The 25,106-nt window shown below is 68.6% G+C and carries 21 protein-coding genes and 3 pseudogenes; 7 read left to right on the top strand and 17 right to left on the bottom strand.

The genetic code is table 11. The annotated features are described in order from the left end of the window. From LCE31_RS15960 to LCE31_RS15925, 8 genes are all read right to left on the bottom strand, one after another. A partial coding sequence (locus tag LCE31_RS15960; protein WP_225014926.1) for a Dyp-type peroxidase occupies positions 1–825 on the bottom strand: 825 nt, incomplete at its 3' end. Continuing rightward, positions 822–2,087, bottom strand: a complete 1,266-nt coding sequence (gene efeO, locus LCE31_RS15955; RefSeq protein WP_225014925.1) for an iron uptake system protein EfeO — start codon at positions 2,085–2,087, stop codon at positions 822–824. The genes efeO and LCE31_RS15960, both read right to left, overlap by 4 nt. After that, a complete protein-coding gene (efeU, locus tag LCE31_RS15950) occupies positions 2,074–3,738 on the bottom strand; it encodes an iron uptake transporter permease EfeU (RefSeq protein ID WP_225014924.1) in 1,665 nt (554 codons plus the stop codon). The genes efeO and efeU overlap by 14 nt, the downstream gene beginning before the upstream one ends. 484 nt (positions 3,739–4,222) lie before the next feature. Next, positions 4,223–4,612 carry a BlaI/MecI/CopY family transcriptional regulator gene (locus LCE31_RS15945; RefSeq protein WP_225014923.1) on the bottom strand — a complete coding sequence of 130 codons (390 nt, stop codon included), beginning with the start codon at positions 4,610–4,612 and terminating at the stop codon, positions 4,223–4,225. Positions 4,613–5,268: 656 nt separating this feature from the next. After that, entirely contained in the window at positions 5,269–6,204 is a 936-nt protein-coding gene (locus LCE31_RS15940) for a M48 family metalloprotease (RefSeq protein ID WP_225014922.1), read from the bottom strand. 23 nt (positions 6,205–6,227) lie between these two features. Then, positions 6,228–6,611, bottom strand: coding sequence for a BlaI/MecI/CopY family transcriptional regulator (locus LCE31_RS15935; RefSeq protein WP_225014921.1), 384 nt, complete (start codon positions 6,609–6,611; stop codon positions 6,228–6,230). Between the two features lie 60 nt (positions 6,612–6,671). After that, positions 6,672–7,451: a polysaccharide deacetylase family protein gene (locus tag LCE31_RS15930; protein ID WP_374118478.1), complete on the bottom strand. Its 780-nt coding sequence runs from the start codon at positions 7,449–7,451 to the stop codon at positions 6,672–6,674. Further along, entirely contained in the window at positions 7,448–8,806 is a 1,359-nt protein-coding gene (locus tag LCE31_RS15925) for an MGDG synthase family glycosyltransferase (RefSeq protein ID WP_225014919.1), read from the bottom strand. Before LCE31_RS15925 ends, LCE31_RS15930 begins: the two co-directional genes overlap by 4 nt. Before the next feature lie 245 nt (positions 8,807–9,051). Between LCE31_RS15925 and LCE31_RS15920 the strand changes: the two genes are divergently transcribed. Then, a complete protein-coding gene (locus LCE31_RS15920) occupies positions 9,052–9,948 on the top strand; it encodes a COG4705 family protein (RefSeq protein WP_374118479.1) in 897 nt (298 codons plus the stop codon). A gap of 108 nt (positions 9,949–10,056) precedes the next feature. On the opposite strand, the pseudogene LCE31_RS15915 reads toward LCE31_RS15920, so the two are convergent. Beyond that, a pseudogene (locus LCE31_RS15915) lies at positions 10,057–10,768 on the bottom strand (IS5 family transposase); the annotation flags it as partial. A 96-nt stretch (positions 10,769–10,864) separates the two neighbouring features. On the opposite strand from LCE31_RS15915, the pseudogene LCE31_RS15910 reads away from it, so the two are divergent. Continuing rightward, positions 10,865–11,035: pseudogene (locus LCE31_RS15910) on the top strand (ABC transporter permease); the annotation flags it as partial. 187 nt (positions 11,036–11,222) lie between these two features. Further along, complete coding sequence (locus LCE31_RS15905) at positions 11,223–12,980, top strand: hypothetical protein (RefSeq protein WP_225014918.1); 1,758 nt, start codon at positions 11,223–11,225, stop codon at positions 12,978–12,980. Here the strand turns inward: LCE31_RS15905 and LCE31_RS15900 are convergent. Next, positions 12,868–13,515 carry a phosphatase PAP2 family protein gene (locus LCE31_RS15900; protein ID WP_225014917.1) on the bottom strand — a complete coding sequence of 216 codons (648 nt, stop codon included), beginning with the start codon at positions 13,513–13,515 and terminating at the stop codon, positions 12,868–12,870. The genes LCE31_RS15905 and LCE31_RS15900 overlap by 113 nt on opposite strands. A gap of 651 nt (positions 13,516–14,166) precedes the next feature. On the opposite strand from LCE31_RS15900, the gene LCE31_RS15895 reads away from it, so the two are divergent. Then, the gene (locus tag LCE31_RS15895) at positions 14,167–15,093 is read left to right on the top strand and encodes a sensor histidine kinase (protein WP_225014916.1); all 927 of its coding nucleotides are present in this window, start codon (positions 14,167–14,169) and stop codon (positions 15,091–15,093) included. 83 nt (positions 15,094–15,176) lie between these two features. On the opposite strand, the gene LCE31_RS15890 is transcribed toward LCE31_RS15895, so the two are convergent. Then, the gene (locus LCE31_RS15890; protein WP_225014915.1) at positions 15,177–15,872 is read right to left on the bottom strand and encodes a response regulator transcription factor; all 696 of its coding nucleotides are present in this window, start codon (positions 15,870–15,872) and stop codon (positions 15,177–15,179) included. Positions 15,873–16,032: 160 nt separating this feature from the next. Between LCE31_RS15890 and LCE31_RS15885 the strand changes: the two genes are divergently transcribed. Together LCE31_RS15885 and LCE31_RS15880 are read left to right on the top strand one after the other, a co-directional pair. Beyond that, positions 16,033–17,331: a CaiB/BaiF CoA transferase family protein gene (locus LCE31_RS15885; protein WP_225014914.1), complete on the top strand. Its 1,299-nt coding sequence runs from the start codon at positions 16,033–16,035 to the stop codon at positions 17,329–17,331. Further along, positions 17,328–18,329 carry a bile acid:sodium symporter family protein gene (locus LCE31_RS15880; RefSeq protein WP_225014913.1) on the top strand — a complete coding sequence of 334 codons (1,002 nt, stop codon included), beginning with the start codon at positions 17,328–17,330 and terminating at the stop codon, positions 18,327–18,329. The genes LCE31_RS15885 and LCE31_RS15880 overlap by 4 nt, the downstream gene beginning before the upstream one ends. Positions 18,330–18,479: 150 nt before the next feature. On the opposite strand, the gene LCE31_RS15875 is transcribed toward LCE31_RS15880, so the two are convergent. From LCE31_RS15875 to LCE31_RS15855, 5 genes are all read right to left on the bottom strand, one after another. Beyond that, positions 18,480–18,635, bottom strand: coding sequence for a hypothetical protein (locus LCE31_RS15875; RefSeq protein WP_225014912.1), 156 nt, complete (start codon positions 18,633–18,635; stop codon positions 18,480–18,482). A 71-nt stretch (positions 18,636–18,706) separates the two neighbouring features. Beyond that, the gene (locus LCE31_RS15870; RefSeq protein WP_225014911.1) at positions 18,707–19,558 is read right to left on the bottom strand and encodes an ABC transporter permease; all 852 of its coding nucleotides are present in this window, start codon (positions 19,556–19,558) and stop codon (positions 18,707–18,709) included. Further along, positions 19,555–20,484, bottom strand: a complete 930-nt coding sequence (locus LCE31_RS15865; protein WP_225014910.1) for an ABC transporter ATP-binding protein — start codon at positions 20,482–20,484, stop codon at positions 19,555–19,557. Before LCE31_RS15865 ends, LCE31_RS15870 begins: the two co-directional genes overlap by 4 nt. 420 nt (positions 20,485–20,904) lie before the next feature. Next, complete coding sequence (locus tag LCE31_RS15860) at positions 20,905–21,612, bottom strand: DedA family protein (protein WP_225014909.1); 708 nt, start codon at positions 21,610–21,612, stop codon at positions 20,905–20,907. Positions 21,613–22,341: 729 nt separating this feature from the next. Then, positions 22,342–23,865, bottom strand: coding sequence for a gamma-glutamyltransferase (locus tag LCE31_RS15855; protein WP_225014908.1), 1,524 nt, complete (start codon positions 23,863–23,865; stop codon positions 22,342–22,344). A gap of 229 nt (positions 23,866–24,094) precedes the next feature. Here LCE31_RS15855 and LCE31_RS15850 point away from each other — a divergent pair. Beyond that, a pseudogene (locus tag LCE31_RS15850) lies at positions 24,095–24,408 on the top strand (DUF317 domain-containing protein); the annotation flags it as partial. Here LCE31_RS15850 and LCE31_RS15845 read toward each other — a convergent pair. Beyond that, positions 24,360–24,947 (bottom strand): hypothetical protein, encoded by a 588-nt coding sequence (locus tag LCE31_RS15845; protein WP_225014907.1) that lies wholly within the window; start codon positions 24,945–24,947, stop codon positions 24,360–24,362. The pseudogene LCE31_RS15850 and the gene LCE31_RS15845 overlap by 49 nt on opposite strands. Positions 24,948–25,106: the final 159 nt, after the last annotated feature.

Raw genomic sequence — 25,106 nt, 5'->3', positions numbered from 1 at the left:
CCACCCCTCGTCGCCCCCCGCCCACACCCAGCGCCGATAGTCGGACCTGGTCTGGATGTTACGCGTGCCGTCCTTGAAGCCGAGCAGGTTGCGGGGGGTCGCCTGGTGAGGGCCGGCAGCCGCCCGGCCGAAGCCGAGGACGGTCCAGCGCACGGCCGCCCTGCCGCGTGCGACGCGGGCGAGGTCGCGGATAGCGTGGTAGGCCACCTGCGGATCGTCGGCACACGCCTGCAGAGAGAGATCCCCGCCAGTCAGGGGTTCGCTGAGGTGATCGCTCGGCAGGGCGGGCAAGGAGGCGAGCCTCGCCGGCCGCTTCCCGGCGAGGCCGAAGCGCTCGTCGAAGACGCCGGGCCCGAGCCCGAGGGTGACGGTCAGAGAGGCGGGGCCGAGGTCGAGGGCCTCGCCGGTGTCTCCACCGACCCCTGTGCCGTGCGCCGGTTCCACGACGCCGATGGTGTCGCCGCCCTGCAGCCGGGCGATCGAGGCCGACCAGGTGGCAAGCAGCACCTGGAGGTCGGTGGCGGTGCTGGCTGACGGCAGGTCGAAGGTCATGAACACGCAGTAGCGCTGCGGCTCCGTCTCGATGCCGGGCTGCGGGGACGCGGTCTCGGCCGCGTAGAACGGGTGACGCCTGGACAAGTCGATCGACTCGCCCGGCACCTGCGCGGGCTGGGACTCGTGGTGCAGCAGCGTTCCGACACCGGCGAAGGCGCCGGCACCCGCTCCGGGGGCGGCGCGGCCGCCGCCGAAGAGGGCCCGCCGGGACATGCCGGGACGCGCGCCGTTCGGGCCGTCCTCCCCGTAACGGTCGTGAGGCGCTGTCACTTCGCGGTCGCGACCTTCTGCGCGAGCTGGGACAGTGGGTCCTGCAGCGCTTGGACCGACTGCGAGATCTCCTTGGCGTGCGCGGCCTTGGTGGTGGCGTCCCACGGGACGTACCCGCCCAGCGCGGAGGAGTCGCGGAGCTTGCCCATGACGGTGTCGACGTCGGTGAACCGCTTCTGGATGGTGGTGGTCACCGTCGGGTCGATCTTCTTCAGGCCCGGCTGGAGATAGGCGAACGCCTGTCGGGCACCCTCGACGTTGGCGGCGAGGTCGGCGAGGTCGATGTGGCTGAATGCCTCCTCCTCACCGGTGATCTTGTTGGACTGCACCTCCTCCAGCAGCCCGGCCGCTCCGTTGGCCAGGTCCTCCGGCTTGAACTGGAGTGTCGGCGCCAGCTTCTTCAGCGTGGTTATGTTGGTCACCAGCTCGGCGGCGAGCTTCTTGGTCGAGGGTGTGATTGTTCCGCCCTTCCACAAGTCACGCTCGATGGCGTGGAATCCGTGCCAGCCGACCGACGGGTCGAGATTGGACGCGCGCATGTCGACGAGGTAGTCGAGGTTGCCTGCGTTGTCGGTCGGCTGGAACCCAGGCTTCACGAAGCCGGCCACGTCGGACTCGACCTTCTCATAGAACTGCCGTGTGCCCGCGTAATCGGACTTGGCCTGCTTGAGGTTGCCGGCATCGATGGACGTCTGGAGGGCCTTGGCGCCGTTCAGCAGGTCGTTCAGCCGCGCCGTGACATAGGTGTCGTAGCCCTTCGCGCCGTCGGCGAGCAGCGTCGCCGTGCTGCCGTTGGCTGCCCGTGCGGGCTTGCCGGTGACGGTGAAGTCTGTCAGCTCCTTCGCCGCGCCCGGACAGTACAGTTGGTACTTTCCGCCGCCTAGAGTGGCCGTGAACGAGACCGGCGCGAGGCCGGGAGCGAGATTCTCCTTCTCGCCGACTATGCGTTGCTGTTGCAGCAGCTCGAATTCGATGATCCCCGTGGCCGACTCGTTCTTCACCGTGAAGGTCACAGGGCCCGCCTTCGCCGTCGTCGCGTCCGTCTCACAGACGTCTCCCGAGCCACCGCTCTTGAGTGTCACGTTGACGGCGGAAGCACCTGCCGAGGCCCCGGTCGTGGCTTTGCCTGACGGCCCGGACGCCGCGGCCGACCCGGAGTTGCCCGAGGAACAGCTGACGAGTGTGAGGGCGGTGAGCGCGCCGACCGCGCCCATCGCGCTGCGCCGGCGAACTGCTCTGAGATGGCGGTCAGTTGTCAACATGGTCTGTGCTCCTTGGAGGTTCTGCCGACGCTTGAGCACCGTCGGTGTTGGTGGAGTCGGGGGCGCCGGGGGAGATGCCCACCGTGCCGGCCGGCACGAGTGCGGGCGTCTCACCCCGGGCCTGTTTGCCGCGTGTACGCCACCCCGTCAGTGCGAGCCCGAGAGCTGCCGCGGCGAGGGCGACCGGCAGCCAGGCCCGCCACAACAGGCGCTCGTGCGCCGTGACGTCGCCGGCTGCCACTGCTTCGCCCGCAGCACTGGCCACTCCACCCGGTACGGACCATGCGGGCTGGGTCAGTGTCAGTGTGCGGGGTTGGGTCAGGCCACCACCCGTCAGGGTCAGAGTGGTCTGATCGACCCGGCGGGTGTCGAGGATGCCGTGGTGGGCCACCCACAGTGCGGTCGTCGCGGTCGTGTTCCACACGGCGTGGTACGGGCCGGGGTTCTGGGTGTTGGAGATGCCGACCGGGACACGGCCGAAGAGGCCGGCCAGTTCGCCGATGGTGAGCGTCGAGGGGTGGGCTTCGTCCGCTGTGCGTGCCCGGTCGGTCCACTTCTCGGCGGCCGCTCCCAGGTGGCGTGTGGCCGTACGCGTCGAGGCCGCGAACGTGACGCTACGTGTCGTGTCCCCCTCGCGCACCACGAGGGTCGCGGACCCGCCATGCGTCCTCAGCGAGGCCGTTGCCGCCTTGGGAGCCGAGGTGCCCCGGGGGTCGGCCTTCCCCGTGGTGAGCGCGATCGCGGCGGGAACCTCGGGCCGGCCCGTCGGCACGGCCAGCGGTAGTGTGACGGCGGCCAGCGCGGCGACCGCGGCGAGGGAGAACTTGACGGTGGGGACCCTGGCGGGGCCGGGCTGCCACCGGCGTGGCCACACCGCGATGGCCAGCACGGGAATGACGTAGCAGAGCCACGCAAGTGCCTCGATCACGCGTGGATCGGCGGGGATACCGAGCACTCCGGTGATGAGCGCGGAGCGTACTGATCCGATGGGCGACAGCCAGGAGAGATCGACGGTGTGCTGCTGGCCGATGTCGATCCAGCCCGCACCGCGCGCGGTCCTGAAGGCGGTCAGCAGCAGGCCGCCCGCGACGAACACCAGGAAGACACCGGAGATCTTGAAGAACCTGGCCAGGTTGAGGCGGGTGCCCCCGGCGTACAGGATGTAGCCGACCACGCACGCGACCAGGATGCCGATGGCCGCGCCCAGCGCGGCGGAACTCGCACTGGCGGAGGCATGCAGTGTCGCCAACAGGAACACCGCGGTCTCGAAGCCCTCCTTCACCACCGCGAGGAAGGCCATGCCGGCGAGTGCCCAGCCCGTACCCTTGGACGCCGCCGCCCGGGCCGACCCTTCGAGTTCGGCTTTCAGCCCGCGGGCGTTCTTGCCCATCCAGACGATCATCCCTGTCACGAACGTCACCGCGACCAGGCCGATGATCGACTCCATACCCTCCTGTTTGGACTGGGGCAGTGACTGCTCGAAGGCCTGGAGGGCGAGGCCGACGCCGATGGAGATCAGAACGGCGAGGCTCACCCCGCACCACATGGGCCAGCGGGGGATGCCGTTGCGCCTCAGGAACGCGGCGATGATGCTCACGATCAGAACGGCTTCGAGGCCCTCACGCAACCCGATCACGAAGGTGGTGACCATCAGTTGCCGCCCCGGTGGAGGGGCTTTGTAAGGGAGCACGTCGCGTGGCAGTCAGCCGAACGGTGCGCCACGGCTGCCAGTCTGGCGGTCCGGGACGATCGAGCCCTGAACTCGCCCTGCGGCGACCGGGCGGCCAGCGGGCGGACGCCCTCCTCCGTTTTCGCGCGTGTCCGGACGCTCCGGTAACCCACAGTCACGGTGAAGCCCACTTTTCTTCCCGTCCGTTCTCCTACAAGCGGTGTAGTTCAAGAAGGATAGCCATACCTAACTTGTGGCGGAACAGTGGGGCGTCGAGGCAACGCGTGGCGCGTACCACTCCAGGCGTCCTTGACACTGCGGCGGCCGACGTCGAAGCCGCTGATTGCCCTGCTTGCGGCGGACAGGGCAGGCGGGTCGTCGAGGCTCCTCCCGGGACGGAGCCGACCTTGTGGAATGCTGCACGGCCGGACGGCGCCGGAGCGACAGCTCCGCTGCGCCAGGCGCCTCAGGAGTCGTCGTCAGTCAACTCGGCCAGGAGCGCGCGGAGTACTTCGGTGGTCTCCTCATCAAGGCCGGACACGAAGTGAGCCAGTACCGTGGAGTAGTCCGTGCCCGCTTCGAGTACCCGGCGCATGCGATGGGCGGTCATGCTCGCTTCGGCGTCGGCGGCGTCGACCCCGACGATTCGATAGGCGAACCCTCTGCCTTTGGGGACACGCGTCAATGCCTGCTTGGCGTACAGACGGGAGAGCGCCGTCAGCACGGTGGTGTACGCGAGTCCTGACCCCAGCGCCTCCTGCACCTCGGCCGGGGTCATGGGCCTGTCCGCCGCCGACAGGCAGGCGATGACCTTCTGCTCCAGGGCGCCGGGGGAACGGCCACGTCGGGGGACCATATTTTTTGCCCTTTCCACGACCCGGCGAATTCTGGAGGCGCGACATCATTTTACCTGCTGCGGGCGCCCGGCCTGCCGAAGTCTGAGACCCGGGCGACGACGATGCGCGGTGCTGACTGCCCCCAGGGGCCTCCGCTCACTGTCCTCCTGCGGTCGTCCCCTCGCTCAGCCGGAGCCGTGGGCTCGCAACTCTGCTCGGTGTCCCGCCGTCGGCCGGGCGGAGTGGGACGACGCCGGGGCGCGGCAGAGACCCGCGCGATGGTCTGCGGCAGACTGATGTCCGGCTTCGGCAGGGCAACGCAGGAGCGTACAGCTGACTCGTGCAGCCCAACGTCCTTGGCTGCCCCGCACTTTCCCCCGGTGCCGATGGCCTGACTACTTCGTGAGCGGCGTGAAGCGTTTGGAGGTCGACGCTCCTCGCCTGCCAGATCTCAAGTACGCGGTGCTCTACCTGGCCGGGAAGTTTTTCTCAAGGCCCGCCTGCAGAGGAAGCACTGGCTAGTGACGTGAGTCGGAGATTCGTCGTTGGTTGGGTACGAGTCGTCCGGGTTCGAAGATCTCACCGTTGGCAGTTGTCTCCAGCCGGCCTCGGCCCAAGAGCCTTTGCGCCTATGTCGTCCTCGGAGGACGTCGGGCCGTGGTCGTGGGTGCTGGCATCACCTGTCCATGTGGTGCGCGGATGCGGTGGTCCCGGTCGCAGGGCCCGCCATGTCGAAGATCTTGTCCATATCCTGGGCGGAGAGGACCAGGCTCGCGCAGCACGCGAGGAGTAGCGCGGCCTGGGCGACGACCAAGTCGTGCCGGCGGGGCGGGGGCGGGGCGAGCAGGGCACGGACACGTTGCGGGACTGGGCCTCCCGTGGCGGCGAGTGCGTGGTCCGGGCGGTGTGCCGTCGCGAGCGCGGCGCGGGCTACGGCCCTGGCCACGAGTGACCGGTCAGCCACGGCGACTGCTGCCTCCTCGTCCGCCCAGCGTTCGAGGGAGAGCGCGCCTGCGGTGGCGACGGGCCGCAGCAGCGGGTCGACCGCGGCGGCCAAGTGCAGTACCAGCAGGAAGATGTGGTGGCGGTGGCGCAGGTGCGTCCGCTCGTGGGCGAACAGCGCGCCGCGCTCCCGGGCGTTCAGCGTGCGCAGCATGCCGGAGGTGACCACGATGCGGCCTGGTGTGCCCGGCAGGGCGTAGGCGCTCGGCTCCGAGTCGTCCAGTACCGCCAGTTCTCCGCCGGGCGGCAGGAGCCGCCCGTGGCGGCGGGCGAGGAGCAGTAGTCGGGTCCTGTGCCAGGCTGAGGCGGTGAGCCACGCGGTGCACACCACGAGGGTCACGGCACTCAGTGCTGCGATGGGCCAGCCGATGGGGGTGTGAGCGGCCAGCACGCCGGTTGACCAGCCGCCCTCGGCGGCGAGGTCGGGGAAACGGTCGATCAGGGTGAAGGCGAGCATGCCCAGCGCAGCGGCCCAGCCGCCACCTGCGACCACGCACGCCACGGTCAGTAGCCACACGGCTGTGCGCGGAGGCAGGCGACGGCTCACGCCGGGTGCTGTCAGGGTCAGAATGAAGCTGACAGCCAGGGGCGTGAAGAGAGCGATCCGCATGTTCCCGTCCTCTTCGACTCTCGTCAGCTGCCGACATCTCCGCGCAGCAGCTGTTCAAGCAACCGCTCGTCTTCTGCGGGGAGTTCGGAGACGAAACGTGCCAGCGTCGCGGCTCGGTCGCCGCCTTTCTCCAGCAGTGCCCGCATGCCGGCGGCAGTATGTCCTGCCTCGTCCCGTACCGGTGTGTAGAGATAGCCGCGGCCCGCACGTTCGCGGGTGACGAGCCCCTTCTCGTGCAGCCGGGTCAGGATGGTCAACACCGTCGTGTACGCGGGATCGCCGTCAACCTCTTGGCGGACGGTCGCCGCCGACGCGGGACCGCTCGCCGCCCACAGGGCGCCGAGCACCTCGCTCTCCAGCTGACCCCGTGCCCGCCTGGCCGGCGGGGCAATATCGTTTTTGCTCACACTGATCCGCCCCCTCGCTTCTCTCCTGATCCGCACACGACTGCGGACCGAGACACGCTACTACGGCCTGTAGAGCCCCGTCGAGCCGTGGTCCCGTAGTGGCCCGATCTCCCAGCCGCGCTCCGCACAGGTATCGAGGAGTCTTGGTACAGCGCCCAGCGTTGCCTGCCAGGAACCGGGAACAGACGTGCAGTCGGAGTCGTGGAGCAGCACGGTGCCGCCGCCGCGAAGGGACCGCATGACGGTGTCGTGCACGGACTGGGGGGTGGCGCCGCGGCGCCAGTCGGCACCCCACGCCGTCCACAGAACGGGGCGCATGCCCAGCGCACGGCACGCCAAGTGCGTGGAGGTGCTGAACATCCCGTAGGGAGGCCGGAAGAGTGTGGGCGGCGTGCCGAGAATATGGGCCGCGAGGTCATGCACGCGGGCCAGATCTGCCCAGATCGTCCGGGGCCCTCGCAGTACTGCGGGGCGGTGGGCCCAGCCGTGCACACCGATCTCGTGACCGGCGGCCGCGATGTCGCGCGCCAGTCCCGGCGAGCGCACCAGCATCTCCCCCAGCAGGAAGAACGTGGCACGGACGCCCCCGCGGTCCAGCGCCTTCAGAAAGTGCGGGGTGGAGCGGCGGTCCGGCCCGTCGTCGAACGTCAACGCTATGTGTCCGGGACGGCCTTGGCCCGCGAGCGCGGGCATGAATCGGTTGCGCAGCGGCCCGCACGTGGAAACGACGGGGACGGCGTTGAGGGCCGCAAGAGCGGCGAGAGCGCCGGACGCGCGGGCGATACCCCGGATTCCGGTCGCGCCTCGTCCTACGCTGGGTGGGGTGAACGGGGCGGTCACAGTTCGTGCCTCTCCAGGAATCGGTGGGCGGCGAGGGACAGTCGTACCGGTACGGATGTCCCGGTGGTGTCCAGAAGCGGTGCGGCGACCCCGAACCCAAGCGTCAGGGTGAGGCCTGCGGCTAGTACGGAGGTCCGGCGTGGACGCGGCACGCGGGAGGCCCGGGCGATTCGCACGGCCCAGGCGGCCGGGGCGCCGCCGGCACGGAAGGTGCGGACGGCCCCGCCGGCGTACGGTCGTTGCGCTGCCCCACTCGTGGCGCCTGCCGCAGCCACGATGACAGCAGTGGGCCCCGGGCCCTTCGGGAACAGGGCGAGCCCCTCGGATCGTTGTCGCTCCCCGAGCGCACCTGACGCCAACTCGGCTATTTTCGAATGCAGTTCAGTCACACTGCGTACCCACGGGGCAAGGCCTGCAACGTCGAGCGCCGCCGCGTTCGTCCGGCCGTGGCCGGGTATGCAGCGGTAGCTGAGAACGGGCAGTCCGGTGGCGAACGCCTCCAGCGAGGTCAGTCCTCCGGCATTCTGTACCAAGACGTCACAGGCCCGCATCAGCGTCGGCATGTCGCTTTCCCAGCCGCGTACATGGGCGAACCCGTCGGCGCGCAGGCGGCGCAGCAGCGTCCGGTTGGCGCCGCACACCACGACGGGCACGGCCGCGCCCCCATCTCGGATCTCCTGTGCGGCCCGCCGCACTTCCCCGACCCCCCAGGACCCGGCGACCAGTAGAGCCAACACGGCATCGGCCGGAAGGTCGAGCCGTTCGCGCATCGCACGCCGCTCTTGTTCTTCGACCGGCCGGAACCGGGCCCCGGTCACCGGACCGGCGACAAGCACGCCGCGCGCGCCGAGCGCCCTCGCCTGCTCGGCGGGCACGGCGTGCGCGGCGAGGTGGGCGTCGACCCCCGGGGCCACCCACAGCGGATGGACGGAGAAGTCAGTCAGATATGTGAGCACCGGCACCCGCAGCAGGCCGCGTTCACGCAGCGAACCCAATACCTGCCCGGCGGCCGGATAGGTCGACACGACGGCCGCTGTGGCCGGGGTGACGGTCGCCAGGGTGCGGCGCTCGGCGCAGCGCAGCAGCGGGCGCAGCAGGAGACCGGGGCGGCCTGTGCTGCCCATCGCCGCGTAGATCCGCTGGTAAAGAGCCGGGGCGAGGACGAGTAGGCGGTGGTATGCGGCTGACAGCAGGCGCCCGAGACCGGCAGGCAGCAGGTCCACGAAGTCGTACCGGTCGACGGCGAACCCGATCGCCTCCAGCCGACTCGACAGCTCGGCCGCCGCGCCGTCATGACCCGCGCCTACGCTCGCCGAGATGACCGTGACGCGCCGAGGGATGTAGGGACGGGGCATAGCAGTGTTCCTCTCCATTGCTACTACATGACGTAGAAGAATGGTCAGGACCCTAGCAGTCGGAACGGATCGGGCTCGCACCCGATCGTGCTTTCGTCTACAGTTCTGTAGACGATAACCGCAATCCCAGACGTGACCGCACCCGCGAACCCTCGGCGGAGACAGCGGCAGACAAGACGGTGCCCGGCGCCGGAACGGTGGCAGCTATGACGGATCAATCGGGCGGGGGCACGGTTGCCGAGCCTCTGCCGAGGCACCGGCGGACGGACGCGAGCTTCGAGCGCGGTGGCGGGAGCTCGCTACGGTCAAGGCGCCGGGCAGGAAGGCGTACGAGGCCGAGGAGTGAGCGCGCGGCCGGGCCGGCCAAGGTCCCTGCGGTCGCGACCGTGTTCTGGGTGGTCAAGATCCTTACGACCGGCATGGGGGAGACGGCCTCGGACTTCCTGGCGAGGGCGCTCGGCCCCGTCGTGGCGGGCGGCCTCGGTGCTGCAGGCCTGGTGCTGCTGCTCTGGCTTCAGTTCCGCGCGGCCCGCTACCGGGCATGGACGTACTGGGCGGCGATCGTCATGGTGAGCGTATTCGGCACCATGGCGGCCGACGTTGTCCACGTCGTCGCCGGTGTGCCGTACACGGTCTCCGCGGCCGCGTTCGCGCTGATGCTCGCCGCCATCTTGATGTCCTGGTACGCCTCCGAGGGCACACTCTCCATCCACACCGTCCGCACCCGCCGCCGGGAGTATTTCTACTGGGCCACGGTTCTCGCGACCTTCGCGCTCGGCACCGCAGTGGGCGACCTCAGTGCGAGCACCCTGCACCTCGGCTATCTCCCGGCGGGCCTGCTGTTCGCCGCACTGATCCTGCTTCCTGCGCTTGCGCACCGCTACCTCGGGCTCAACGCGGTGGTCGCCTTCTGGTGGGCATACATCCTGACGCGACCGCTCGGAGCCTCGTTCGCCGACTGGATGGGTGTGGGCACCGGCCGCGGCGGACTCGGCTGGGGCACTGGGCCGGTCAGCCTTGCGCTGGCGGTGCCGATAGCCGCACTGATTACCTGGCTCGCGGTGAGCCGGGCGGACGAGCCCGAACCGGAACAAGGCCTGGCGGCCGAACGGGTGGGGAGAGGCGCGCCGGAACGCGAGTGAGGGCGCCAGCCGCATGACTCAGGCGTTCCTGGCGCGCGGCACCCGGCCCGGCCCCTTGGGCGCGGCTCCCTGAATTTGTACCGGCCTCGCGGGCGGTGTGTCCCGGGGTCTGTCTGGCAAAGGGCCTTGGGTGGGTTCGCGGAGCCTGAGGATGAGTGCGGCCAGGTGGACTCGGGCACGGTAGCGGTCGGCGAGTTCGTCGAAGCGAGTGGCGATCGCTCTGCACTGCTTGAGACGGCCGAAGCAGCGTTCGACGACGTTGCGGGCTTCGTAAGCTCGCGGTCGAGGGCCGGAGGTCTGCCGCCCGCCTGGCCGCGATGCAGGCGCTTGGCCTTCTGGTCGGCGCGCTCGGGGATCACGGTGCGGATGCCTCGCTCGCGAAAGCTGCGGCGGGTCGCCCGTGACGAGTATGCCTTGTCCGCGAGGACCGCGGGGGGCGGGGGGGGGGGGCGCCCGCCGCCGGCTCGGGGCACTCGCAACTCGCCCATGACCGTCTCGAAGACGGTGAACTCGTTGACGTTGCCCGGCGTGACGACGACGGCCGGGGGCAGACGCCGGCCGTCGCACGCGAGATGGACCTTGGTGGTCAGTCCGCCGCGCGAGCGCCCCAGCGCCTGGCGAGCCGCCGCGCGTGCCGGATCTTCCCATGCGTCCCCCGCCTCCGCCCCCTTTCCCGGGCACCGGCGGCATGCTGATGGGCCCGGCTGATCGTGGAGTCGACCGACACCGTCCATTCCACTGCTCCGACGGAGTCGTCCCGGACCTAGGCTTTTTCCAGCAGCCGGGCCCAGGTCCCGTCCGCCTCCCAGCGCGCGAACCGCAGCCCTGACAGACTTCCTCCACACCTACAACCACCACCGCTGCCACACCGCACTCAACGGCCAGCCACCCATCAGCCGAGTGAACAACACTACGGGTCAATACACCTAGCGCGTTCGTCGGGATGTTGTCGGGCGGTGCGACACCGATCATGCCGGGAGCGGTGCAGTGGTTCGTCCTGATCGTGTTCATGGCCGTTCAACCGGCCCCCGCGAGCGTGACGATCGAGCTGGTGGCGCGCGGCAGGCTGCACCGTCCGACCGTGTGAGCCGACCAGGGACAGGCAGGCTGACGCCTGCCACGGATCGTAGTCATGATGAGGGCGTCGCACTGACATTCCTCACGCACTGACATTCCTCACGCACTGCGCTCTCGCGCAGCCCGAAGCGCGGCGCCTGGGCGTGCTGGCTCGAACCAAGTCCTACATCATGTAGTAATCTGGGTAGAGTGCCTCTGTGACACGCTCCTATGTGACTGAACGCGATGCCGGCCTGCCGTCCGAAGGCCCCGCAAAAGGCGCTGTTCTCCCCGGTCTCGGGTGGCTCATCACCGTGGCCTTGGCCTACACCCTCAGCCAGTTCCTCTTCGTGACAACCCATCTGGGTCTCGGCTTCGACGAGTCGGTGTACACAAGCCAGGTTAGCCCCCACGCGCCGGCGGCCTTCTTCAGTGCGCCGCGCGCCCGCGGAATCTCGTTCCTGGTCGCCCCCGTCGCCGCGCTGACATACTCGACTACGGCATTGCGCTGCTACCTCATGGTGCTCTCCGGCGCCGGCCTGCTGGGGGCCCTGTGGGTGTGGCGCCGCCTCCTGTCCGACCGCACGCTCGCGGTCGCGGGGCTGGTATTCGTGAGTTTGTGGATCACCCAGTTCTATGGACCGCAGGTGATGCCCAACCTATGGGTCGCGTTGGGTGCACTCGCCAGTGTGGGTTTCTATCTGCGGTCGGTTGTCACGGCCCATGCTGGTCGGGCAGATCCCGATCGCTGGCGGATGGGTACAGGCAACGGGCTCACGGGCCACGGGTCGTTGCTCGGCGTCATGCTCTGTCTGGCTGCCGTCGTCCAAGTGCGTCCGCCGGACGGATTCTGGCTCGTGCTGCCGCTGGTCGTCGCTTCACTTGTGGTCCGCGATTGGCGACGGCCCGCTGTGTTCTGGGCGTTGGCAATCGGCCTCATCGCGGGAGGCGCGCAGTGGGTCGTCGAGTCGTACATGCGCTACGGAGGCATCCTGGCACGGCTCCACACCTCCGGGCGGGTCGAGGGAGGTCTCAGTTGGAACTTGGCCTTCGGTGACCAGCTGAAGGCGCTGGCTGGACGCACCCTCTGCAGGCCTTGCACGGTGCCCTGGCGAGACAAGGCCGACTCGCTGTGGTGGTTGGCGGTGCCCGTAGTGGTCGTGCTCGGCCTCTATGTTGCCAGGCGGGCGGGACGTCAGGCAGTCGTGCTGGTGCCCGTCTTCTGCGGACTGTCGATGGCGGTGCCCTATCTCTTGCTGATCAACTACGCGGCTCCGCGCTTCCTGCTGCCGAGTTATGCGTTGCTTGCTCTGCCGGTCGGCGAGTGCCTGGTGTGGCTCTCCGCCGGTGCGGGCTCACCGAGACTCCGCAGGGCCGGGGCCGTCCTCGTGGTCCTGGCGCTCGCGGGCCAACTGGTGAGCCAGAACATCGTGCTCACTCGTACGGTTGCACGCAACGAGCAGGCGCACGACGACTTCGCTCGGATCGCCAACGGCCTGCGCGAGTTCGGTGTGACACCGCCCTGCCTCGTAACGGGCACCAATGCCATCCCTATCGGGTACGCCGCGGGCTGCGCCTCTGGGGCCACCAGCGGCAACAACGCAAACACGACCGCCGCCAGTATTATGAGGACCGCCCGCCACCGGCCTGTCGCAGTCCTCGTCCCCCGAGGACACTCGGTCCCCGTCTACGCCGGGAGCTGGAGCCCGCACGGGATGGCGACGTCGCGCCAACTCGGCACGTACACCGTCTACATCTCACCGGCTGAAGCCGAACACCCTTCAGGGGGCACGCAGTCGGCGGACGAAGGGGCCACCCGCGTGGAAGAAGCCGGCTGTGCCTCTCGGGCATCTCTTTGTAAGCTCAGGGCACGGTGGAGGCGCCGGAGGGCTGGGCGTCCAGCAGCGGGTGCAGCACCCCCAGTCGCAACCGCGCGACGGTGGCAGTGGCGGACCTGCCCAGTATCCAGCTCATGACGAACGCGACCGGCAGGGCGAGGACTGCGGAGCCGATCACGTCATGCGGGTAGTGGGCGCCGACATAGATCCTGGTGAAGCCCTCGAACAGGGCGAAGACGGCGGCGATCACACTCAGCCGTCGGTCGAGCAGGCACAGTGCCGCCACTGTCGCGAAGGCAGCCGTGCTGTGGCCGCTCGGGAAGGCGTAGTCGCTACGCACGGGACACGTGTCAACGAAGTAGTTGTGGGGGAGTGCATAACAGGGCCGGGTCTCCGCCACCAGCTTCTTGACCACCTCGGCGATGGCGAATGCCGTTATGACCGCGACCGGGGCGGAAAGCGCGAGAGCCATGTCACGGGCGCCACGGCGGCGGGCGCTCCACCACCCCATCACCATCAGTACGGCGAACACACCCAGACCCGCATTGGTCCACAGGTCGATCGGTGTGTTGAGCCATCTGGTTTCGTGTGCGAAACCGGTGACGATGGTGAATAGCGAGCCGTCGATGCTGGAGCCGTCATAGGCGAGCGTGATCATGGAATGCACTGGCACCGTCCACTCTCCTCACCAGGGGTCGGAGCGCCGAGAGGCTCGACGCGCCGCACCACAACGGCATTCGCTATGTGTCTACATGACAGTAGACGATTAACGAAAGGCGGCCAAATCGTGGAGCGAGGGTGACCGGCCCGACGGGCGAACCCGGCCAACGCATCGGGAAAGACGCGGAAAGGTCTTCGCGGGAACCACCAACGATGAGGCACGGCCAACGGCGACAAGGGAGACGACGTGAGGATGGGTTCGGCGAGGGACGCGGAAGATGGAGGCGGGAGCCCGCTGCGCCGCCGAGTGCTGATCTCGATTGTGACAGTGACGGCCTGTGCGGTCATGGTGTTCACCCTGCCGCTGGCTTGGTCCATGGACCGCGTCTTCCGCGGCAGCGCTGTCGCACGGCTCCAACGGGACGCCATCTGGGAGGCAGCTGGGCTTCCGCCGAATAAAACACTCGGGCGCGGCTCCTCGTCTCCGCCCCACCATCTCTCGCCCGGCGTCCTTCACGCGCTTTACACGCCGTCCGGGCATCGCCTGGGGGGTAGCGGACCCTCGCTTTCACGCGTAGCTGCGCAGGCGCGCGACGGTGCGCTCCACCAGGGGGTGGAGGGACACGACCTCGTGGTCTCCGCACCGGTGTCACAAGGTGGGGTTGTGAAGGCTGCCATGCGAGTGTGGATGCCGTGGGACGAGATCACCGACCGAAGATCGAGTACGTGGCTCGTACTGGCCGTCGCGAGCACTGTGATCGTGGCCCTGTCCGCCCTACTCGCTCGACATCTTGCCCGCCGCGTGGCCGTCCCCCTGGAACGGCTGACCGAAACTACGCGCGCCCTGGGCGCCGGGGACTTCACCATCCAGCCGGTGCGCAGCGGGATCCGGGAAGCCGATGCGGCAAGCCGCGCCCTTACCGCGACAGCACGGCGTCTTGGTGAAGTACTGGAGCGTGAGAGGTCGTTCAGCACTGCTGTGTCCCACCAGCTGAGAACACCGCTGACCGCGCTCGTACTCGGTCTCGAAGCGGCGCGGACGCGCGACGAGCGCGGACTGCGTCAGGCCTTGGACACCGCGCTACGGCGTGCCCACCACGTCGGCGGAACCATCGACGACCTGCTGCGCCTTGCCCGCGAGACACACCACAGCGATGAGCGGTTTGACGCCGCACACGTCCTGGATCGGGTTGCCCAGCGCAACCGGGATGCGGTGGCTGACGCCGGACGCCGCCTGACCGTCCGCTGCGAGCCGGATCTACCCCCGGTGCGGGCCTCGGAGGCGGCGATTGTGCAGGTTCTGGACGTACTGCTCAACAACGCGCTGGTCCATGGGCGGGGTGAGATCCGGCTTACCGCCACTGACCTGGGCTCGGGCATCGCCCTCGAAGTGGGGGATGAGGGGGCCGGCCTTGCACGGGACGGCGACATTGTCTTCAACGCAGCCCGACGACCGGGCGAGCGGCACGGCATCGGGCTGCGACTCGCCCGCTCTCTCGCCGAGGCGGAGGGCGGCAGGTTGCTGCTGCGCCGGGCGGGACCGCATCCGGTATTCAGCTTGATGCTTCCGGTGTGCGGTGGCCGGCGATGAGGATCGCACGGAGTATCGCCGTGTGGCGACACTAATGACGATCTGCCTGCGGAGAGGGGGACGTGCCACATTGGCCCGTGGCGTCAGCCAGCCTTCTCGTACCGATAACCTCTACCGCGGACGGTGGTGATGTGACTGGAGCCCGCCGGGTCGGCGTCGGCGAGCTTGCGGCGTACGGCGCAGACATGCACATCGAGTGTCTTCGTCGAACCGAACCACTGCTCGTCCCAGACCTCGGTCATCAATTGCTCGCGGCTGACGACAGCACCGGCCGACCTCGCCAGCACGACCAACAGATCAAACTCCTTGGGGCGCAAATCGACTTGTCGCCCGCCCACGTGCACACGTCGCGCGAGAGTGTCGATGAATGTGTCCCCAAACCTGAGCACCGGCGGTCCCGCGGTCGCGGCGCGCCGACGCAGATGGGCCCGCAGCCTCGCGAGCAGTTCGGCGAGCCGGAACGGCTTGGTCAGGTAGTCGTCAGCCCCCGCGTCTAGCGCCATTACAGCCTCGAACTCCCCCGTTCGTGCCGTGAGAACCACGATCACCGTTTCCACCGGAACAAAGGCGCGCAGTCGGCGGCACAACGCTACGCCGTCGGCGTCGGGCAGGCCAAGGTCCAACAGGATCAGGTCGGGCGAGCTGTGCAGTGCCGCGGCCGTGGCCGTGGCGCCGGTTTCCGCGCGTACCACCGCGTACCCGTGGCCGTTCAGCGCCTGTTCGAGTTCGGAGGCGATGTCGGCGTCGTCCTCCACGATCAATAGCTCTGCTAGTGCCATAGCGCCTATTACATCTGTAATAGATAGCTGTCCGCATGCATCATATTTTCGCACTGCATAAGGTTAGAGATTCTTAGCATTCCGGAAAGATCGCGTTGATCCGTTGTTCCGTACGTTCATGCCACGCCCAGCCTTCGTACGAGACCAGCAGGAGATCCGCATGTCCGAAACCGTTCCGCGAGAGCGGGGGCCGCTCCAGGGCCACCTCGTCCTCGACCTCTCGCACGCCTTGGCAGGGCCGCACGCCGCCATGATGCTCGGGGATCTCGGCGCACGGGTGATCAAGGTCGAAGCCCCGGGTCTGGGTGACGAAACTCGGGGCTGGGGGCCACCATTCGTTCCGGCGAGGAACGCTTCCCCGGGGGAGTCTCCGGGCAGCGAGTCCACGTACTTCCTCTCCTGCAACCGCAACAAGGAGTCCGTCACGGCAGACCTGAAGTCGGCGGAGGGCCATGCCCTGGTCAGACGGCTGGCCAAGCGCGCGGACGTCCTGGTGGAGAACTTCCGGCCCGGGGTCCTCGACCGCCTCGGTCACTCGACGGAATCGCTGCATCAGCTCAATCCGGGATTGGTGATTCTTTCGATCAGCGGCTTCGGCCACGACGGGCCGCACGGCGGGCGGCCGGGATATGACCAGATCGCCCAGGGCGAGACGGGGCTGATGAGCCTCACCGGCGAACCTGGTACACCGACGCGGACCGGTGTGCCCGTCGCTGACCTGCTAGCGGGCATTTTCGGCGCCAGTGCGGTGCTCGCCGCGCTGCTGGAACGTCGGCACACCGGGCGGGGGCGCGTGGTGCGGACCTCGCTGCTCTCCGCCATGATCGGCCTCCACAGCTTCCAGGGCACGGCCTGGACCGTAGCGCGCCAAGTCCCCCGGGCCACCGGCAACCACCATCCTTCCATCGCCCCGTACGGCCTCTTCCCGTGCGCCGACGGGGCGATCCAGCTCGCCGCGGGCAGCCCCCGGTTGTGGGAAGCCGTCGCCGCTCTCACCGGCCTTGCAGCCGATGACCCCCGTTACGCGACCAATGCCGAGCGGGTACGGCGGCGCACCGAGCTGGCCGGCGAACTGGGGGCGGCTTTCCGCCAGGACACGGCCGAGGCATGGTTGAAGCGACTGTCCGACGCCGGGGTGCCCGCAGGCCGTGTCCGCTCCATCGATGAGGTGTACGCCTGGGAGCAGACCGTGCAGCAAGGGCTGACGATCGATGTCGACCACGAGACCCTTGGCCCGATCACCCTGCCGGGCATCCCGTGGCAGTTCGACGGCGCCGGCCGTACGAGCCATTTGCCGCCGCCGACACTGGGGCAGCACAACGCGTCAGTGGCGGCTTGGCTCGACGCCGTCGACGCCGGTCCTCCCACCACTGCCGTCGGCGCCTCCGGCTCCACACTCCCGGGCGGCGGGGCCGACGGGGCTCTTTCGACCGTCGACGACTCGGCCGCGAACGGATGACGCCGCTCTCGCGCTCGGCCGGGACGCCCAAGCCGGGCGGAACTGCGGCCCACACGCCGTTGCGGGTGGATCCCTACATCATCGCCCTGCTCGCGACGGTCGCCTTCGCGGCGCTGTGCCCCGCGCGCGGCGGGGTCGCGTCATTGGTCGCCGGCGCAGCGGACTGTGCCGTGGCGCTGATCTTCTTCCTCTACGGTTCGCGGCTCTCGGCAGGTGAAGCGCTCGCCGGCCTGCGCCATTGGCGGCTGCATCTCACAGTCCTCACCAGTACGTTCGTGCTCTTCCCCCTGCTGGGACTGACGCTGCGCGCACTTGTCCCTTCGGTCATCGCTCCAAACCTCTACACGGGGCTGCTGTTCCTGTGCCTTCTGCCGTCCACCGTGCAGTCGTCGATCGTCTTCACCTCGACGGCCCGGGGCAACGTACCGGCTGCTGTCTGCGCCGGAACCTACTCCAGCCTGCTGGGCATGTTCGTCAGCCCGCTGCTCGCCTCAGTCCTGATCGGTGGCCATACGCCGTTCTCGGCTTCACAGCTGACCGGTATCGGCGGCCAGATCTTGCTGCCCTTTCTCGTGGGCCAGTTCGCCCGTCGCTGGATCGGACCCGCCGTTTCACGCCACAAGACGGTGCTCGGCCGCGTCGATCGCGGATCGGTCCTGCTCGTCGTCTACACCGCATTCAGCGAGGGAATAGTCCGGGGCATCTGGCACCAGGTCTCGCCATCGCGGCTGTTCGCCCTGTGCATGGTAGAGGCGGTTCTCCTTGCGTTGGTCCTTACCACTACGTCGGTGGCAGCGCACGCGTTGCGCTTCTGCCGCGAAGACCGCATCGCGATCGTGTTTGCCGGGTCGAAGAAGAGTTTGGTCAACGGCCTACCGATAGCCGCCGTTCTGTTCGGCCCAGGTGCCGGCCTCATCGTCCTGCCACTGATGCTCTTCCATCAGATGCAGCTGATGGTCTGTGCGGTCATCGCTCAGCGGTGGTCATGGTCCCCATAAGACCGCCGCATCGGTGTGAACGTGAGCGTCCTCTCGCTCAGGGGCGGGCGGGGCCGTCGCTCTGGCCCTTACCGGGCCCGCCGTCGAGGCCCGGTGCCGTGTTGCGCGGCGGACCGCCGTGACGACGGCCCCTCAACCCGGGCGGAAGACTCACCTCCGGTAGGACCAGAACCGGACCACCACGCGCCACATCCGTTGGCTGAGACGGCTCAGCCGGGTCACCAGCGGATGCGACCACAGCTCGTCCAGCGCCGCCGGGAGCAGCAGATCGGTAAGGGTCTCTGCCTGGGTGTTGTCGAGCCGCACGGTTTCACCTGTCCGTCATGGACCGGCGGGCTGTGGTGGTGCCCGCCCTTCGGGTACCACCACAGCGCCGGTCAGGCGTCGGTACGCATCAGCCGCCAGGCGGCACCCGCCAGTGCCGCAGCTGTCCAGGCGAGGAATACCAGAAGCCCGGACGTCGGTGAGAGAGTGACGGCATCGTGATGAAGCGTAAACATCGCCTCGCCCGCGTTGCTGGGCAGGTAGGGCTCCACGGTGTTCTGCCAGGAGCTGGGAAGCAGCGAGGTCAGTCCGGGCACCAGCATGAGCGAGGCGATCAGGACGGAGATGCCCCCTGCGACCGAGCGCAGCAGCGCCCCCAGCGCTGTCCCGACAACACCGACGAGGCCGAGGTAGAGGCCAGCGCCGAGCAGCGCCCGGAGCACGCCCGAGTCGGAGAGGGACTGGGCGGCCGTGGTGCCCGAGACGATGCCGCCCACGATGGGGAAGGCGATAAAGACGCCCCCGAGCCCGACGATCAGAGAGACCAGTCCGTACACGGCCGACTTGGACCACAGGACGGGGAGCCGGTGCGGGACGCAGGCCAGCGTGGAGCGGATCAGGCCGGTTGAGTACTCGCCCGCGGTGACCAGTACGCCGAGCACGCCAAGGGCCAGCTGCGCGAAGTTCGTGCCGAACAGCGACAAGCTGAGCGACGTCGATGTGGCGAAGTCGGGGCTCATGTGATGCCCGGAGTTGTACCGTGATGTGAACTGCGCGGCGGCGATGAGGCCGAAGGCCACCAGGAACACGAAGCCGAGGCCGAGCGTGATCCAGGTGGAACGCAGGGACCAGAGCTTGGCCCATTCGGAGCGCAGCACCCGGGGGCCGGTGACCCGGTAAGCAGGACGCGCACCGGATGCGGTGCGGGCGTTGGTCGGGACGGGCGGCGTGGTCAGTGTGCTCATGCCGCACTCCCGGCGGTCGCAGCAGAGCCGTGGTACTCCACCGCGTCCTGGGTGAGTTCCATGAACGCCTCCTCCAAGGAGACGGTCCTCGGCGTCAGCTCGAACAGGATGATGCCCGCCGCCCCCGCAGCGGTTCCGATGGCGCGGGCGGACATCCCGGCAACCTCCAGTTCCTCGGAGCCTGCCCGTCCGTTGATGTCGATGCCCGGCCCCGCCAGTACCTCGCGCAGCCGCCCGGGGTCCGAACTGACGACCTTTACGGTGTCCCCGCCCGCCTGGCTCACCAGGTCCTGGACGGTGGTGTCGGCGAGCAGCCGGCCCTGGCCGACGATGATCAGGTGTTCGGCGACGAGGGCGATCTCGCTCATGAGGTGGGAGGAGACGAAGACGGTGCGCCCCTCGGCGGCCAGCCCACTGAGCAGGTTGCGGATCCACAGCACGCCCTCGGGGTCGAGTCCGTTGACTGGCTCGTCGAGCATGACGGTCGACGGGTCACCGAGCAGCGCGGCGGCGATACCCAGTCGCTGCCCCATACCCAAGGAGAAGACTCCTGCCCGCTTCTTGGCCACCTTCTGCAGACCGGTCATTTCGATGACTTCCTCCACCCTGCGACGCGGGATGCCGTGGGTGTACGCCTGCGCCATGAGGTGGTCGAAGGCGGATCGGCCCGGGTGGACCGACCCCGCCTCCAAGAGCGCGCCGACTTCCTGGAGCGGGGCGGTGTGTGCGGCGTAGCGGCTCCCGTTGACCATGACGGTTCCGCTGGTGGGAGCGTCGAGGCCGACGATCATCCGCATGGTCGTCGACTTGCCCGCTCCGTTGGGACCGAGGAATCCGGTGACCGTGCCGGGCTTGACGGTGAAGTCGAGCCGGTCCACTGCAGTCTTCTCTCCGTACCGCTTGGACAACTGTTTTGCCTCGATCATCAGGTCTTCCCTCGCGTCTGGCCGTCGGGATCGGCGTGCTCTTCTTCATTTGAGGCTAGAAGTCCGGAAGCGGCACATCGTCGTACGCTGGTCGCCACTCGGTGAGGGGCCGTCGCACTCCGGTACTACCCGGCGTCATTGGATCTTGTGAGCCCCGCCGCCGAGCGATCCCCTGGCGGGCCGACTCATCGAGATGGCAGCCACGCGTACAACCGGAGATACCGGGCCTGCCCAGGAGGACCTTTGCCGTGCCGACGGTGAGGTTGAGGAGCAGCAGGCGAGTGTGCCGTCGATCAAGGGGCGCAGTCGGTGCCGGCGGCGGCAGCGATGAGGGCCCACCGCCTCCGGCGGACGCGATCGCCGCATTTCCAACGGCTGGGAGCGCAGACGGGCGCTTGCGCGCTGCTTGGTACGACACCGTCATCGCGGCTCGTCGCCTTTCCGTCCACGGCGAACCGCGTCGCGGTTTTCGCGGGTACGGCGTCCACGCAAGACCTCCCGCGCCAACGGGATCAGCGAGACGAGCACGATGAGTGCGATCAACGGCAGCAGGTACCGGTCGACGTTGGGCACCGAGGAGCCGAGTGCGTAGCCCGCCAGTACCAGGCCCACGGTCCACACAGTGCCCCCGGTGGCCTGCCAGAGAACGAAGCTCCTGGCAGGCACGCCGAGTGCGCCGGCGAGAGGGTTGAGGACGGTGCGGACAACAGGGACGAAGCGTGCGAGGACGACCGCTTTGGCGTGTCCGTACTGGGCGAGTAGTTCCTCCGCTCGTTCGGCGCCCTCCCGCAGGCGGCCAGAGCGGCTGCGGGCCAGCAGGGCGCCGCCTCCTCTGCGTCCGATCCAGTAACCTGCCTGGGCTCCAAGGAGGGCCCCGCATACGGCCGCCAAGAGGATCTGCGGCAGGGAGAGGTGCGCCTTTCCGCTGTCAGGCACACACAGGAGGCCGGCGGTGAATAGAAGCGAGTCGCCGGGCAGGAAGAACCCGATCAGCAGCCCCGTCTCCGCGAAGAGTACGAAGGCCACGCCGAGCGCGCCGAAGGCTGTCAGCAGCGATCCGGCGTCCAGGACGTTGACTGCGAGATGAAGGGATGCGGCCAGGGTGCAGTCGTGGGGGCACAGGGGCACGTCGGGCTCCTTTCCGGGCGCGGGGAGATGGGGCGATCGACGGTCTTCCGCGATGAGGCATTAGGACTACATGACTGTAGACGATCTCTTGGGTGGCTTGCGTTCCCCGAGAGGAAAATCCGGTGGCCGCCACCCGTCCGGCGAGTACGAGGGCGACGGAGGAGCCGCCGCGTCGTGCGGTGCCCGTCCGAACTGTCCGGCCGTCCCCGCTGCGTCAGCCGGGTGGTTCCTGTCGCGAAGGCCTGCCGATCCGAACGAGTTCTCGGATGCGAGATGACGAGGGGGCCGCGCGACAGAGGGAGAACGCGCTCTGGATCGGGAACGTGCGAAAAGGTGCCGCGCTGCAACAGCCCCGGTCCCGGCCGGGCTCACCCGGTTGGCTCCACGCTGGCAACTGCTGGAGAACCGGCCCGGGATGGTGCCACTCCTGCGTGACCAAGCTCTGCGGGTGCTTGCCGACGAGGTCGCGCGAGCTCGCTGCCAATAGGGATGCCACCACGCCTGGACGGACAGCTCCAGCAGACGGCGCCGGGCTGTCGTTCGCTGCCGGTTGGCCGGGTCGGCAAGGCTCCGACAGGTCCGCTCCCATGCACACTGCACGGCGAACAGGTCCTCGGGGATATCAGAGCAACACATACGCTATTGCGTCATGTGTTCGATTTTAGACGTATCCTTGCAGGTGAGGTGGTGGTCGAGGTCGTTTGTTGCCCCGGTCGTCGTGCGGAAAGGCTAGACGCGTGCGGGGGGCAAGTCGTCCCGGCTGACGGCTACGTAGGTTTCCGGCGTCGCTGCTTCGAGAAGGCTTTCGTCGCCGCGCAGGTCGAGATCCGGCTCCTCGGAGCGACGGAGAAGGTCGCTCCAGTCGCTCGTCGCGCCTCGTTCGTAGGCGTCGCGGAGCAGAGGACGCAGCCGTGGGCGGGCTTCCTCCTGTTGTTCTCGGAAGACGCGCCGCTGAGTGAGTCGCTGTTCTTCCTGGGCTTCGTCGCTGAGTTCCAGGTCGACGGGCGGCTGGTCCTCGGCGCGCAGTCCTGGGGTGCGCCGGGCGATGGCGAGGTCTTCCTCGTGGAGGCGCTCGCAGGCGGCAAACAGCTTCCGGGACATGCCGAGGTGGACCTCCGTACCGGGGATGCGGCAGCTCAGGAAGTCGTCGAGGCCCATGGAACGGATTCCGGCGCGCAAGGTGTGCTGTTCGGCGTCGGTCGGCGCTTCGCGGGCCTCGGCTCGCATGGCGAGAGTGAGGCTGTCGTCTTCCAGGGGAGTGGTCAGCCCGGAGCGTCGGCGGCGGGAGGTTCGGTCGGCGGCGACGGGTACGGTGCGCAGTTGCGCGGCGGGAGCCGAGCGCAGCGCCAGGTAGGCCAGCATCTGGGCGCGGGCAGCGCCGATGAGCGCGTCGTCGCTGTCGCCGAGGCGGTCTTCCAGGTTTCCCGGGCCGGCTGCTTCGTCGCCGGTATCGGACCCGGCCGAGTCGAGCGGTGGCCGGCCGGGGTGGAGGTCGTGGTCGATCGTGAGGAAGAGGTCGTCGTCGGGCCGAACAGATGCTCCGACCAGGACGATGCGGTGTCCGTACGCGCCGAGGGCCTTGCTGCCGGCTGCCAACTGTTGCCATCCTTCACGGAGTTTCTTGAGCCCCACGTCGCCGCCCTTGGCCTCGATCAGCCAGTACAGCTGCTCCGTCTCGTGGTGCCCCCACAGGTCGGGCAGCTTCTTCTTCGGGTCCTTGAACGTCTTGAGCAGGGCGGGGATGGGGCCGCCGAGTTCGAGGTGCTCGGTCTGACCGAGCCCCAGCAGCGAGCGGCGGGCCCACTCGGTCATCGTCATGCCCAGCCGGTAGCCGGCGGCGATCTTGGCGCTGCGCTCGGTGCCGTGTGCGTAGACCGGGTTCCAGGTCAGGCGTCGGCTCTTGGCCCCCGGAAGGGGATGCCGGGGCCTGACGGGGTGCGCGCCGAGGTAGGCGTACAGAGGGGAAACTCGGGCGACGAGTTCCCCATGGGCGTAGCGCGGCTGGTTCTGCAGATGCGGGGTGACGTCGCGGCCGACTTCGGTGGCGGCCTTGATGATCTCCCGCCACGTGGTGGTCGGGGCATACCAGCCGTCAGCGGCCGGGAATCCGTCCGATCCGGTCCACGGCTTGTGCTTGGCCGTCCGCCACTGCCGCCGGGGCTTCTTCGCGGGCCCGTTACGGAACAGGACGGGTATGTCGAAGCTATCGGCGTAGGTCAACGGCGGCTCGTCGGGAACGTGTGCGGGGATCATGCGGACGACTCTGGCACGGCACCGGACCACTCCCGGCGTCCGGGCACCAAGCCGTCTGCGTGACCCCGGCGGGGCGCCCCGGCCACCGGTAGGGCCCTGTCCGAGGTGGCGATCGGGCAGTTCGCCCGGGGCGGACAAGCAAGACCGCGGAAAGACTGGCCAACAGGTGCGAGGCCGTGCCAAACGTAGATGACCTGCAAGGAACCCCAGGTCAGAGAGTTGATTGCCCGTGACCGTAGCCCCTATGGGCCCCGGTTTCTCCATTACCGTCGAAGCCCTGCGATTGTAGGAGCGACAGCTCGGCTCCGGTCAGCCGACCCTGGTCGTGGGCCAGTTCTGTGCAGCAGACTTCAGCCTCATCTTGGACGACCACGCTGACGTGCGCGTCAGCTCCAAGGACGGCCGTTTCTATCTGGCTGGCGTCCGCTCGGCCGCCCGGGAACGCACGGCGAGGAACGGAAGATCGCCGTCACCGGCACGGGCCACATACGCGACTACCACCTGTCGTTCGACACCGGGGCGCCCGCCGGAATGACTTCGTCGCACAGCCTGCCCAGGGTGTCCGGGCACCCGTCGACCATCTGGGTGAGGCGATCCATGTCGATGGGCGGAGCCGACCGCGGGCTTCGGCCGCTCTCCGCCCGCTCGTGCCGGGCGTCGGCGTAGATCTTCAGGGCCTTCGCGGTGGGCGGCCACTTCTCGTGCCCGGCCCGGGCGTTCATGTCGACGATGGCCGCGATCGACAGCCGGATCGTGTCGTGCCCGATCTGCTCCCGGCGGAGGTGGGAGACGTACGAGACGAGGTTCACCTCCGTGGTGTGCGGCCCCGGTTTGCGGCCGCGGGCGACGCACCAGCTTGCAAACGCCTTGTAGCGGCTGCCGTATGTCGTGCGGGTGTTTTGGCGCCCTGAGTTGGCCAGGTCCTCCTCGGCCTCCTCGGTCAGCACCTTGATGTCCACCGCCACGTCCGGGAGCGCCTCGGCGTCCGGCAGCGCTGGCGTGAGGTCGAGCCGCTCCTCGACGAGTTCCGCATCGATGACGGTCGGGACCAGGCCGGTGCTGTGGCGCGACCTGTAGACCACGAGAGGCGGGCGTTGCCGGGTTCATGGTGCAGAGCGATGCAGACTCGGAGAAGCGCTGTTTCTCAGGATGAAACGACGTCTTAGAAGTCATCTCATTTGGTGAGGCGTCGGTAGCAGATGAGAGTTGCGGCGATGCCTGCGAAGGCGAGGAAGTGTTCT

The organism is Streptomyces sp. 8L, assembly GCF_020176795.1.
Classification (GTDB): domain Bacteria; phylum Actinomycetota; class Actinomycetes; order Streptomycetales; family Streptomycetaceae; genus Streptomyces.
The sequence above is the reverse complement of the archived record's forward strand: the minus strand, read 5'-3'. Positions and strand labels throughout refer to the sequence as shown.